General features: G+C 63.9%; 9 protein-coding genes and 2 pseudogenes. 2 read left to right on the forward strand and 9 right to left on the reverse strand.

Features of this window, described 5'->3' with window-relative positions; all coding sequences use genetic code 11:
• Positions 1 to 160: 160 nt before the first annotated feature.
• Positions 161 to 946: a hydroxypyruvate isomerase gene (hyi, locus tag AC1RR3_RS21450; protein ID WP_492825119.1), complete on the reverse strand. Its 786-nt coding sequence runs from the start codon at positions 944 to 946 to the stop codon at positions 161 to 163.
• Between the two features lie 9 nt (positions 947 to 955).
• A complete protein-coding gene (gene gcl, locus AC1RR3_RS21455) occupies positions 956 to 2,746 on the reverse strand; it encodes a glyoxylate carboligase (protein ID WP_492825120.1) in 1,791 nt (596 codons plus the stop codon).
• Positions 2,747 to 3,288: 542 nt separating this feature from the next.
• Here gcl and AC1RR3_RS21460 point away from each other — a divergent pair.
• A pseudogene (locus AC1RR3_RS21460) lies at positions 3,289 to 3,597 on the forward strand (tetratricopeptide repeat protein); the annotation flags it as partial.
• Positions 3,598 to 3,606: 9 nt separating this feature from the next.
• Positions 3,607 to 4,212: pseudogene (locus tag AC1RR3_RS21465) on the forward strand (tetratricopeptide repeat protein); the annotation flags it as partial.
• A 60-nt stretch (positions 4,213 to 4,272) separates the two neighbouring features.
• Here AC1RR3_RS21465 and AC1RR3_RS21470 read toward each other — a convergent pair.
• The 7 genes from AC1RR3_RS21470 to AC1RR3_RS21500 form a co-directional block, all read right to left on the reverse strand.
• Complete coding sequence (locus tag AC1RR3_RS21470) at positions 4,273 to 6,075, reverse strand: adenine deaminase C-terminal domain-containing protein (protein ID WP_492825121.1); 1,803 nt, start codon at positions 6,073 to 6,075, stop codon at positions 4,273 to 4,275.
• An 85-nt stretch (positions 6,076 to 6,160) separates the two neighbouring features.
• A complete protein-coding gene (locus AC1RR3_RS21475; protein ID WP_492825122.1) occupies positions 6,161 to 6,958 on the reverse strand; it encodes an NYN domain-containing protein in 798 nt (265 codons plus the stop codon).
• A gap of 45 nt (positions 6,959 to 7,003) precedes the next feature.
• Positions 7,004 to 8,503: a tripartite tricarboxylate transporter permease gene (locus AC1RR3_RS21480; protein ID WP_492825123.1), complete on the reverse strand. Its 1,500-nt coding sequence runs from the start codon at positions 8,501 to 8,503 to the stop codon at positions 7,004 to 7,006.
• A complete protein-coding gene (locus AC1RR3_RS21485) occupies positions 8,503 to 8,988 on the reverse strand; it encodes a tripartite tricarboxylate transporter TctB family protein (RefSeq protein ID WP_492825124.1) in 486 nt (161 codons plus the stop codon). The genes AC1RR3_RS21480 and AC1RR3_RS21485 overlap by 1 nt, the downstream gene beginning before the upstream one ends.
• Positions 8,985 to 9,953 (reverse strand): Bug family tripartite tricarboxylate transporter substrate binding protein, encoded by a 969-nt coding sequence (locus AC1RR3_RS21490; RefSeq protein WP_492825125.1) that lies wholly within the window; start codon positions 9,951 to 9,953, stop codon positions 8,985 to 8,987. Before AC1RR3_RS21490 ends, AC1RR3_RS21485 begins: the two co-directional genes overlap by 4 nt.
• A 113-nt stretch (positions 9,954 to 10,066) precedes the next feature.
• Entirely contained in the window at positions 10,067 to 10,909 is an 843-nt protein-coding gene (locus AC1RR3_RS21495; protein ID WP_492825161.1) for an IclR family transcriptional regulator, read from the reverse strand.
• Between the two features lie 175 nt (positions 10,910 to 11,084).
• On the reverse strand, positions 11,085 to 13,214 hold the full coding sequence (locus AC1RR3_RS21500) for an acetate--CoA ligase family protein (protein WP_492825126.1): 2,130 nt from the start codon (positions 13,212 to 13,214) through the stop codon (positions 11,085 to 11,087).
• Positions 13,215 to 13,442: the final 228 nt, after the last annotated feature.

Consider the following 13,442-nt stretch of genomic DNA (forward strand, 5'->3'; position numbering starts at 1 on the left):
TCCCGCTTGCGGGAGAGGTCGGCGCGAAGCGCCGGGTGAGGGCTTTCTCCGCTTAGGGATTTTCTCGGCACGTCTCAGAGATTCCCGTCGTTGAGACACCCTCACCCCAGCCCTCTCCCGCAAGCGGGAGAGGGAGTGCACCGCCGCTGCGGCTACATTCTCAGGTCTCAAACGTCTGCGCGGCGTGCCAGGACAGGCCTTCCAGCGTCGTGGTGCGCGGCTTGTATTCGCAGCCGATCCAGCCGCGATAGCCGATCGCGTCGAGATGGCGGAACAGGAAGGGATAGTTGATCTCGCCGGTGCCGGGCTCGTTGCGGCCGGGATTGTCGGCGAGCTGGATGTGCGAAATCTGCGGCAGATATTCCTGCATGGTGCGGGCGAGATCGCCCTCCATGATCTGCATGTGATAGATGTCGTACTGGATGAACAGATTGTTCGACCTGACCTCGGCGATCAGCTGCACCGCCTGCTCGGTGCCGTTGAGGTAGAAGCCGGGAATGTCGAGCGTGTTGATCGGCTCGACCAGCAGCTTGATGTTTTCGCGCGCCAGCGTCGAAGCCGCAAAACGCAAATTCCCGACCAGCGTCTCCTGAAGCTCGCGCGGGTCGGCCTCAACAGGCGCGATCCCGACGAGGCAGTTGAGCTGCTCGCAATCGAGCGCCTTGGCATAGTCGATGGCGCGGAACACGCCGTCGCGGAATTCGGCGGTGCGATCGGGCAGGATCGCGATGCCGCGCTCGCCGCCAGCCCAATTGCCGGCGGGGAGATTGTGCAGCACCTGCGTCAGCCCGTGGGATTCGAGCTGCTCGCGGAGCTGCGCCTTGTCGAAATCATAGGGAAAGAGATATTCGACCCCAGCAAAGCCCGCCGCCTTCGCCGCGGCAAAACGGTCGATGAACGGCATCTCGTTGAAGAGCATGGTGAGGTTGGCGGCGAATTTCGGCATGATGTCCCCCTATTCCGCCGGCTGAAGCACGCCGGGCCGCCTGGTCCCGACTTCGTCGAGCGGCAGATCCAGCACTTCCTCGAACTCGACGATGTTGTCGATCTCGGTGCCCATCGCGATGTTGGTGACGCGCTCGAGGATGAACTCGACCACCACGGGCACGCGGTGCTTGGCCATCAGTTCGCGCGCGGTCGCGAACGCTGTCTGCGTATCCTTGGGATCGGTGACACGGATCGCCTTGCAGCCGAGACCTTCGGCCACCGCGACGTGGTCGACGCCATAGCCGCCGAGCTCCGGCGCGTTGATGTTCTCGAACGAGAGCTGGACGTGATAGTCCATGTCAAAACCGCGCTGGGCCTGGCGGATCAGGCCGAGATAGGAATTGTTCACGACGACGTGGATGTAGGGCAGATTGAATTGCGCCCCGACCGCGAGCTCCTCGATCAGGAACTGGAAATCGTAGTCCCCCGAGAGCGCGACGATCTCACGCTCCGGACACGCCGCGCGCACGCCGAGCGCTGCCGGCAGGGTCCAGCCGAGCGGCCCCGCCTGCCCCGCATTGATCCAGTTGCGCGGCTTGTAGACGCCGAGGAACTGCGCGCCGGCGATCTGCGACAGGCCGATCACGGTGACGTAAGTGGTGTCGCGGCCGAACGCCTTGTTCATCTCCTCATAGACGCGCTGCGGCTTGATCGGGACGTTGTCGAAATGGCTCTTGCGCAGCATCGTCTTCTTGCGATCGCGACAGGCGGCGGGCCACGCCTGGCGCTCGCGAAGCCTGCCTGACCGGCGCCACTCCCTGGCGACGGTGACGAAGAGTTCGAGCGCGGTCTTGGCGTCCGAGACAATGCCGAGATCGGGATTGAACACCCGCCCGATCTGGGTCGGCTCGATGTCGACATGCACGAAGGTGCGGCCCTTGGTGTAGGTCTCGACCGATCCGGTGTGCCGGTTGGCCCAGCGATTGCCGATGCCGAGCACGAAGTCGGATTCCAGCATGGTGGCATTGCCGTAGCGGTGACTGGTCTGAAGGCCGACCATGCCGGCCATCAGCACGTGATCGTCGGGGATCGCGCCCCAGCCCATGAGCGTCGGCACAACGGGCACGTTGGCGATCTCGGCGAATTCGACCAGCAGATCGGAGGCGTCGGCGTTGATGATGCCGCCGCCTGCCACGATCAGCGGCCGCTCGGCGGCGTTGAGCATCTCCAGCGCCTTCTCGACCTGCTTTCGCGTGGCGGTGGGCTTGTAGACCGGCAGCGGCTCATAGGTCTCATCGTCGAACTCGATCTCGGCGAGCTGCACGTCGAGCGGCAGGTCGATCAGCACCGGCCCCGGCCGGCCCGAACGCATGACGTGAAAGGCCTGGCTGAATACGCGCGGCACCAGCGCAGGCTCGCGCACCGTCACCGCCCATTTGGTCACGGGCTTTGCGATCGACTCGATGTCGACGGCCTGAAAGTCTTCCTTGTAGAGCCGCGCCCGCGGCGCCTGGCCGGTGATGCAGAGGATCGGAATGGAATCGGCGATCGCCGAGTAAAGCCCGGTGATCATGTCGGTGCCAGCCGGCCCCGAGGTGCCGATGCAGACGCCGATGTTACCCGCCTTCGCCCGCGTATAGCCTTCCGCCATGTGCGAGGCGCCCTCGACGTGGCGCGCAAGGATGTGGCGGATCGAGCCGCGCTTCTTCAGCGCCGAGTAAAGCGGATTGATCGCGGCCCCGGGAACACCGAAGGCGGTGGAGATGCCTTCCTTCTCCAGGATACGGACGGCCGCATCGATAGCTCGCATCTTCGCCATATCGGACCTCGCTCAAACTGCGTCAGCGAGCGAGATCATCAGGCGTGCGGAATGCGATCTCAACGAGATCGATTTTATTTTCCACGGAGTGGAAGTGATTAGATAAAGTCACGAAAAGTCATGTACTTGGCACAGCCACGTAATGGAAACGCGGGGCGCCTTAAAAATATCGTTGTACATCCGAGCAACCCAGCTTGCGCGCCAGCTGCACATGCTAGAGTTGTAGGGGAAATGAACTGAAGAAATTGCGAATGCGTTGGTTTGGAAGTTGTGCGACGGTCCGCTCGTGTCCGGATCGAAAGCTGCTGTGGCGCTTGCGAACGCTGAGTATGTCTTCGCTCCGGCGAGCGTCTGTTGCTTTGGTTGCATATTTGATCATCCTGGTCGGCATTGATAGCCGCGCCCGTGCGCAGGAACAGAAATCCCAGGGGGTCGTCTCGACTTGCAGCAGCAATACGCCGCCCGCGGCCTCTGGGAAGCTCGCGGCTCCACCGCCCAAAGGCAGGGAGGTCGCGGCCCTGTACAGGGCCGCAACTCCCTTCATGTTCAGCGGCGCATATGAGAAGGCCATTGAGCGCTTGAATCAGGCCATTGAACTCGATCCAGATAGTGCTCGACTATACGCCAGTCGGGGAAACGCTTTTTTGAGAAGCCGTCAGGCTGACAAGGCGCTGGAGGACCTCAATCGTTCGATCGCCATCGATCCTACTTCTTCGCTGGCCTTTCTAGGCCGTGCAGAGGTCTTTCTCAAGATGTTCGACCACGATCGCGCGATCGAGGATTTGAACGAAGCGATCAAGCTGTTTCCTGGCAACGCTCGCGCCTACCTCATTCGCGGAACGGTCTATGCGAACAGGCGCGAATATGATCGGGCGATCCAAGATATCGACCAGTCGGTCAAACTGGATTCCCAGTGCTCGAACACATACAGCGTCAGAGGACAGATTTTTGACCTGAAGGGAGACCACGATCGAGCCGAAGCGGATTACGACCGCGCAATTCAGCTTGACCCTAATCCGGGCAATGCGACCGCTTTCTTGAGACGGGCACGTTCCTACGAAGGCAAACGAGAATTCAACCGCGCCATGAACGACCTCGAGCAGGCGCTGAAACTCGAACCACGCAACGCCTTTGCATTGAACAACCGCTGCTTTTTCCGGGCCCTCTCCGGCGCCTTGGACGATGCGCTGGCCGACTGCAACGAAGCTCTGAGGATACGGCCCGACGAGCCCTCTTTTCTTGATTCGCGGGGCTTTGTTCATCTCAGAAAAGGCGCGCTCGACAGCTCCATCGGGGACTACAGCGCCGCGCTCCGCATTGATGATAAAAAGGCCATATCATTATATGGGCGCGCGGTCGCAAGACGGCAAAAAGGAGACCTGGCCGGCAGTGAGGCCGACATCTCGGCAGCGGTGGCTATCCGGCCAAATGTCGTCGACGAGGCTTCGCTCTATGGCATTAAGTGATCATTTTTCGGACGAGCCCTCGTCTCGTTGTACAACGACCTCTTGATTAAGCATACGCTCCTACTCGAACAACGGCGCAAGCTCCATCTGCGGGACCAGCACGAGGCCCTTGTCGGTGATGCGAATTTCCGGAATGACCGATAGCGGAATCAGATTGAAGCCCATGTAGGGGATGGTGCAGCCGGCTTCCGCCCATTCCTTCTTCAGCACCTTGACCTCTTCGGCCACCTCGGTGACGCGCTTGTCGGACAGGAGCCCGGCGATCGGCAGCGGCACCAGCGCCCTCACCTTGCCGTCGGCGACGACGCAGACGGCGCCCTGCTTTTCCTTGATGGCGGCGATTGCAACCTGCATGTCGGCCTCGTTGGTGCCGGCGACGATGATGTTGTGACTATCGTGGCCGACGCTGGAGGCGACCGCGCCGCGCTTGAGTCCAAAATCCTTGAGCAGGCCATAGGCGACGTTGCCGGCCGATTTACCGTGGCGCTCGACCACCGTGACGAAACACAGGCCGTAGCGCGCGAACAATTCCGGCCAATCCTTGGCCGCCTCGATCTTGACCTTCTCGTGGATCAGCGTGATGCCGGGCAGTGCGGTCCTGATCGCATTGACTGTGCAGGCCGTTGCCGGCAGCTCCGGTGTCAACTTCAGCTTCTCCGGCAGCTTCACGGTGACATAGGCTGCCTTCGGATACTGATAGCGCTGCGACAATGCCTGATCGAGACGCGCCGTGATCTTGCGGTTCTCCACCACGAGTTCGCCGCCATACCAGGTCGATTGCGGCTTGAGATTGTCGTCCATCAGCACGAGATCGGCGCGGCGGCCGCCGCCGAGGCCGCCGATATCTCCCTCCATGCCGAAGCGCGTCGCGCCATGCAGCGAGCCCATCGACCAGGCCTGCTCCGGGGACATCCCGGCCTTCACCGCTTCGCGCACCACCCAGTCGAGGCCGAACAGCAGCAGATCATCGGCGTCGCGGTCGTCGGTGCACACGGCGGTGCGCTTGTGCGAGGCGCCGAGCTCGGTGACCGTCCGGATCGCCTGCGGCAGCGAATGCCAGGGTGTGGTCGGGGGACCACCGCGCAAAAAGACCCAGACGCCGGCGTCGAGCAGATCGTCGGCGATGTCGCGGTCGATCGCTTCATGGGTGTCGGTGACGCCGGACGCCGCATAGGCCGCGACGAATTCGCGGCCGTAGACGTGGCCGGACACCGGTCGTCCGCGCTTCAAGGCCGCGGCGAGAATCGCGTGGCTGCGCTCATCGCCCATCGTGACAGGCACAAAGTCCATCTTCTCACCGAGCGCGACCGCTTCGGGCCAGCGATCAAACAGGCCGGCGATCTTGTCCGGCGTGAGATCGCCGCCAGCGGTCTCCAGCTCGGCCGACGTCGCCGGTACGGTGCTCGGCACCGTCAGGAAAATTGACAGCGGCGCCTCGCGCGCGTCCTCCAGCATCGCCTCGACGCCGGCAACGTCCATGACGTTGCCGATCTCGTGGCTGTCGCAGAAGATCGTTGTGGTGCCGTTGAGGAGAGCCGCCTCGGCATAGGCGCAGGCCGTGACCATCGAGGATTCGATGTGGATGTGCGGATCGACCAGCCCGGGCGCGATAATGCCGCCGGCCGCGTCGTAGGTCGTGACGCCGCTCCACGCCTTCTTGGCTGTTCCGGCCGGCTTCACCGCGGCGACGCGGCCGCCCGTGATCCAGACCTCGCGGTTCGCGAGGATGCGCTCCGAATAGGTCGAAAGCACCCGGGCACCCGTGACGACGAGATCCGGCGCAATGCGCGCGGAGGCGACATCGGCCAGACGCCGGGTCATCGCATGCAGCGGTGCGACGGCGAAGCGGGTAAGTTTGGTCATCGGAACCCTCGCGTGGCGTTACAGGCGCGCGATGGTTACGCCCTGCGCCAGACCGGGCAAGCGCAAATATAACGGCAGGGCCTGCTTACGCCTTAGGCGCCGGGCCGCCTGCCGCTCCCGACCTGGCAGGTCTGCGCGGGTTCCGTCGTCTCGTCGGCGGCGCGGCAGCGGGCTTGACCCGAATCCGTATCGAGCGGCTCGATTCATCGATCTCGAACGAATTCGTCTTTCGCACGAGGTCGCTCAGCTTGCGGGAGCCGTAGGTTCTCGAATCGAAATCGGGGGCGAGGTTGGTCAGCCCTTTTCCGACTTCCCCGAGAGAAACCCATCCATCTTCGCTTTCCATCTGGGCGATGACCTTCTTGATCATGGGGATGGCTGCGTCGGGGGGTTGAAGTAGCGGCGACTTCGAGGCGGTATCCTGATTGCTCGCCGTACCGGCAAGCAGGTTCTCGGTGTAGACGAACCTTCGGCAGGCCTGCCTGAAGCTTTCCGGCGTCTTCTGCTCGCCGAACCCGAAGACATCGACGCCCTGCTCCCGGATGCGGGCGGCCAGACGGGTAAAGTCGCTGTCTGAAGACACCAGGCAGAAACCGTCGAACCGGCCGCTGTGAAGCAGGTCCATGGCGTCGATCACCAGGGTGATGTCGGAGGCATTCTTTCCCGTCGTATAGGCAAACTGCTGCTGCGGGATGATGGCGTGTTTCGACAGAATGTCGGCCCAGCCCCTCGATCGCGCATTGGAGAAATCGCCGTAGATACGGCGGACGCTGGCCTCGCCGATCTTGGCAATCTCCTCGAACAGTCCATCCGCGATCTTTGCGGAGGCATTGTCGGCGTCGATCAGGACGGCGAGACGGGGCGAGCGAAGTTCCGACGGCATGGCGTTTCCTCGACCAGATGGACGCAGCACGCGCGCCGGGACGGGCTAGTCCTCGTTCGCCTTGAAGCGTCCCATCCCCTTCAGCACGAATGGGGCCAGCAGCGCAACCAGCGCGAGGCCAAGCAGCGTGGCCGAGATCGGGCTCTGCAGCAGCGTCATGGGATCGCCGAGGCTGATCGCGAGCGCCCGGCGCAACTGGCTCTCGGCGATCGGTCCGAGGATCAGGCCGACGACGACGGGCGCGATCGGAAAATCGAACCGGCGCATCAGGAAACCGAGCACGCCGAAGCCGGCCAGCATCGACAATTCGACCACCGACGGCTTTGCGGCGATGGTGCCCATGGTCGCGAACACGAGGATGCCGGCATAGAGCCATGGCTGCGGGATCGCGAGCAGCCGCACCCACAGGCCGACCAGCGGCAGGTTGAGCACCAGCAGCATGCAGTTAGCGATGAACAGGCTCGCGATCAGGCCCCACACGAGGTCGGGCCGCTCGGCGAACAGCAGCGGTCCCGGGTTGAGACCATATTGCTGGAAACCCGCCAGCATCATCGCGGCGGTCGCCGAGGTCGGCAAACCCAGCGTCAGCAGCGGCACCAGCGTGCCGGCGGCCGACGCATTGTTGGCAGCTTCCGGTCCCGCGACGCCTTCGATCGCGCCCTTGCCGAATTCTTCCGGATATTTTGTCAGCCGTTTCTCGCAGGAATAGGACAGGAAGGTCGGGATCTCCGCGCCGCCCGCGGGCAGCGCGCCGATCGGGAAACCGAACATGGTGCCGCGCAGCCATGGCTTCCACGACCGCTTCCAGTCTTCCTTCGTCATCCACAGCGAGCCGCGCACCGGCTCGAGCTTCTCCTCGGTGTGGTGGCGGCGCGATGCGACGTAGAGCGCCTCGCCCACCGCAAACAACCCGACCGCGAGCGTCGTCACCTCGACGCCGTCAAGCAGCTCGGGGACGCCGAACGCAAGCCGCGCCTGGCCGGTCAGCTTGTCGATGCCGACGAGGCCGAGCGTCAGGCCGATGAACAGGCTGGTCAGGCCGCGTACGGGAGAATCGCCGAAGGTCGCCGACACCGTGACGAAGGCGACGCACATCAGCGCAAAATAATCCTCAGGGCCAAAGCGCACGGCGAAATCGACCAGCCAAGGCGCAAGGAAAGCCAGGCCAATCGTTGCGATGGTGCCGGCAACGAAGGAGCCGATCGCGGAGGTCGCAAGCGCCGGCCCGCCGCGGCCAGCCTTGGCCATCTTGTTGCCTTCGAGCGCCGTCGCCATCGAGGCGCTCTCGCCAGGCGTATTGATCAGGATCGCGGTGGTCGAGCCGCCATACATGCCGCCATAATAGATGCCGGCGAACATGATCAGCGAGCCGCCGGGGTCGAGCTTGTAGGTGACAGGCAGCAGCAGCGCGACGGTCAGCGCCGGGCCGATGCCGGGCAGCACGCCGACGGCCGTGCCCAGGAACACGCCGATCAGCGCGTACAGCAGGTTCATCGGCTGGACGGCGACCGCCATGCCATGCGCCAGCGCGGCAAAAGTGTCCATCACAGCAGTCGCTCCAGCGGACCGGTCGGAAGGCTCAGCGTCAACAGCCGGTCGAACGCGAGATAGATCAGGGTGGACATCACGAGGGCGATGATGCTGTCGACGAGGATGGCGCGGCGCCCGAACGCCGCCGACGTCGTGACGAACAGCGCCGACGTCGCCAGGATGAAGCCCCCACCAAAGCCGATGATGGCGATCAGCAGCGCAAGGCCGACGAGGATCAAGACCACAGGCACGGGATCGGCGCTCTCGCGCGCCGGCAGATTGCCGCGCAGCGCGTCGATGAAATTGCCGATCGCGAGCAGCGCGAGGCCGGTGGCGATCACGACCGGCATCGCCTCCGGTCCCATCCCGTACATCGTGGTGGATTGCAGGCCGCGCGCGTCCCACACCAGCACCGCAGCAAGACCTGCGAGCAATGCAGCGATGGCGATGCCGGCGCGATCGACGCGCCGCGGCGGCCGGGCGGGATCGCCTGAAGTCATGACTTGACCAGGCCGACCGACCTCAGCACGTCGGTGACACGCACCGTTTCCTTCTTCAGGAAGTCGGCAAAGGCGTCGCCGCCGAGATAGGCGTCCTCCCAGCCCTTCTGCTTGAGGATCTCCTTCCAGGCGTCCGACTTCACCATCTTCTCGACCGCATCGCTCAAGGTCTTGCGCTGCTCCGGCGTGATGCCGGGAGGCGCGACCACCGAACGCCAGTTGGCGATCACGAGGTCAATGCCCTGCTCTTTGAAGGTCGGAATATCGCTGCCCGCGATGCGCTTCTCCGAGGTCACGCCGATCGCGCGCAGCTTGCCGGACTTGATCTGCCCGTCATATTCGCTCATCCCCGAAATGCCCGCGGTGACCTTGCCGCCGAGGATCGCGGCGAGCGACTCGCCGCCGCCGGAGAACGGGATGTAGTTGATCTTCTTGGCATCGGCACCGACGGCGCCGGCGAACAGCGCCGCCATCACATGGTCGACACCGCCGGCCGAACCGCCGGCGAAGGTCACCTTGGCGATATCGGCCTTCACCGCGGCGGCCAGATCCTGCGCGGTCTTGATCGGCGAATTCGCGGGCACCACGATCACCTGGATTTCCTCGGTGAGCCGCGCGATCGGCGTCACCTGCTCTAGCGTCACAGGCGATTTGTTCATGGCGAGCGCGCCCACCATGACGAAGCCGTTGACCATCAGCTGGTTGCCGTCGCCCTTGGCACCGTTGACGAACTGCGCGATGCCGACGCTGCCGCCTGCGCCGGGAACGTTGATCACCTGCACACTGCGCGCGACGCTGGAGGCGACCAGCGCCTGCTGCATCGAGCGCGCGGTCTGGTCCCAGCCCCCGCCCGGTGCCGCCGGCGCCATCAGCTTGAGCTCGAGCTGCTGCGAGACTGCGGGCGTGCCAGCCGCAAGGGTCAGCGCGACGGCTGCGCCGACAAGGCGCGCGGGAAATCGAAACATGAAGGCATTCTCCAGGCTCGTGCGGACGTTGTTGATGTTTTGCCGCATCGTGTCGTTTGGTCGCATATCAGCCAAAACGGCCGATGCTGTCCAGCGACAGGCCCGGTTCCTTGCTAGCCCGACTTCGGCATCACGCCGCCGAGCGCGACCGTCAACTCACCGGCGACTTCGCGCACGATTTGGCCGATTTCCGGCAATCTGTCGTCGGTCAAACGGCTGGTCATGCCGGAGACGGAGATCGCAGCGAGCGGCTCGGCACAGTCGTTATAGACGACTGCGGCAATACAACGCAGGCCCATGCAGGCCTCTTCATCGTCCAGCGCAAAACCCTGCTTGCGGATTTTTTCGAGCTCCTTGAACAGGTCGCCCGGACGCACGATCGACTTCTCGGTCAGGCGAGGCATGCCGTGATGGCGGATGACGGCGCCGACGTCGTCGTCCGAATAGGTCGCGAGCACCGCCTTGCCGACGCCTGACGTCACCATGGCGACACGGCCGCCGACCTGGGTCAGCGAGCGCATGATCTCGCGGCTCTCCATGCGGGTGAGCACGATGATGAATTCGTCGTCGACCACAGCGAGATTGGCGGTCTCGCGGGTGAGGTCGCGCAGCTTGCGAAGGTACGGAATCGCCTGCGTCGAGAAATTGCGCCGCCGCGCAAAGCTCGCGCCGACCGTGAAGCTGCGCACGCCGACATGCCATTTGGATTCGGCGCGGTCGAACTGCACGAAGCGGCGGCTTTCCAGCGTGGCCAGCAGGCGGTGCACGGTCGAGGCCGACAAGCCGGTGCGCACGGCGAGATCGCTGAGGCGATAGCCTTCGTCGTCCTCGGACAATGTCTCGAGGATCGACAGCGCACGATCGACGGACTGCACGCCGCCGTCACGCGCCTCGTGCTCGGCCTCCGATGGCGACCGAGGCTCGAGTGATTTGCGCCGGATCACGTTCTTGCTCATCGCGACCTGCATTCGTTCTTATTCCCCTCTCCCCGCTTGCGGGGAGAGGGTCAGGGTGAGGGGGAGCCTCCGCAAGGACGCTGACAGTTGGACTCGCGGAAGCTCCCCCTCACCCGAATTCGATCTACGATCGAATTCGGCCTCTCCCCGCACGCGGGGAGAGGCGAACACAGTCTCAGAGCAGCCCTGCCCCGCGCGCCCATTTGTACTTGGCACCTAACACCTCGACCGGCAGCTCGGTCGAATAGGCGTAGGCCGGGATGCCGTTCTGGTAGAGATATTCGGCGGCTTCCTCGACCTCGACGTCTCCGGCAAGCGAGGCGACGATCGGCTTCACGAAGCCCTTGGCCTCCATCTCCTTCTTCACCTCGACCATGTTGCGGGCGAACACCATCGGCGGCGTGACGATGGTGTGCCAGTAGCCGAGGATCAGCGAGTGGATGCGCTCGTCCGACAGGCCGAGCTTCACCGTGTTGACGTAGGTAATCGGGGGCTCGCCACCGGTGATATCCACAGGATTTCCGGCAGCACCGAACGGCGGGATGAACTTGCGGAAGGCCGCATCCAGGTCCGGCGGCATCGACATCAGCGACAGGCCGTTGTCGACGCAGGAGTCCGACAGCAGCACGCCCGAGCCGCCGGCACCGGTGATGATCAGCACGTTCTCGCCCTTCGGCGTCGGCAGCACCGGCACGCCGCGGGCGAATTCGAGCAGCTGCCGCAAGCTGCGGGCGCGGATCACGCCCGACTGTGCCAGCACGTCCTCGTAGATCTTGTCGTTGCCGGCGAGCGCGCCGGTGTGCGACGACGCCGCCTTGGCGCCGGCCGAGGTGCGGCCGGCCTTGAGCACGATCACCGGCTTTTTCTTGGAGACGCGCTTTGCCGCCTCCGCAAAAGCGCGGCCGTCCTTGAGGTCTTCGCAGTGCTGCGCGATCAGGTTCGTGTTCGGATCCTGCTCGAAGAAGGCGAGCAGATCGTCCTCGTCGATGTCGGACTTGTTGCCGAGGCCGACGATCGCGGAGACGCCCATCTTCGCCGAGCGCGAGAAGCCGATGATGGCCATGCCGATGCCGCCCGACTGCGACGACAGCGCCGCGTGGCCCTTGACGTCATAGGCCGTGCAGAAGGTCGCGCAGAGATTGGCCGGCGTATAGTAGAAGCCGTAGATGTTCGGCCCCATCAGGCGGATGTCGTACTTCCTGCCGACCTCGACGATCTCGGCCTGCAGCTCCGGCGCACCGGCTTCCGCGAAGCCCGACGGAATCAGCACCGCACCCGGGATTTTCTTCTCACCGCATTCGGTCAGCGCCGCAGCCACGAACTTCGCGGGGATCGCGAACACCGCGGTGTCGATCACACCCGGCACGTCCTTGACGCTCTTGTAGGCCTTGTAGCCGAGGATCTCGGCGGCCTTCGGATGGATCGGATAGATGTCGCCCTTGTAGCCGCCGTTGATGAGGTTCTTCATCACGGAGTTACCGATCTTGCCGTCCTCGGCGGAGGCGCCGACCACGGCGACCGCCTTCGGCTGCATGATACGGCTCATCGCCGCAACGATCTCTTCGGTCGGGCGCGGCTTCGGCTTGGGTACATAGGCAAAGTCGACGACGATGCGCACGTCGGCGGCAATCGCATCCTTCGCCGTCGCAAACACAGGGTTGAGGTCGAGCTCGATGATTTCAGGGAAATCGGTGACGAGCTGCGAGACCTTGACGATGACATCGGCCAGCGCCGTGCGGTTCACCGCCTCGCCGCCGCGCACGCCCTTGAGAATCTCGTGTGCCTGGATGCCGTCGAGCATCGAGAGCGCGTCTTCCTCGGTCGCGGGCGCGAGACGGAAGGTGATGTCCTTGAGCACCTCGACCAGCACGCCGCCGAGGCCGAAGGCAACCAGCTTGCCGAACGAGCCGTCGGTGATCGAGCCGACGATGACTTCGGTGCCGCCGGCCAGCATCTGCTGCACCTGGACGCCCTCGATCTTGGCATCCGACTTATATTTCTTGGCGTTAGCGAGAATGGTCTCGTAAGCCTTCTCGGCATCCTCTGCCGTCTTGAGGCCGACGATGACGCCGCCGACTTCGGTCTTGTGGAGAATGTCCGGCGAGACGATCTTCATCACGACCGGGAAGCCCATCGAGGCGGCCATCCTGCCGGCTTCGCCCGCCGACTTCGCCACGCCCTCCTTCGGCACCGGAATGCCGTAGGCGTCGCAGACCAGCTTGCCTTCCGGCGCCGTCAGGCTGGTGCGATTGTCCGCCTTGACCTGGTCAAGCACTTTGCGGACGGCATCTTTGGAATTGGACATGTGGCTTCTCCCTTGACCTGGTTCGTTCTTTGCAAAGCGCGCGTGTTGCGGCTGCCCGTCATGCTTGCCATTCGCCGCGCTCTGTTCCATGCGACGGAACGGAGTGGCATAAAGCCAACGTTACTCCGCCGCTTTGGATCAAAAATGGCTGGCGATGGCATTTGGTATGCCAGAAGCCAACTTGTCAAGCTGCAGCGCACCTTAGAAGGCCGCAAAAAATAGGCAGCT

This window comes from Bradyrhizobium sp. GW821-FHT13H05 (assembly GCF_058804065.1).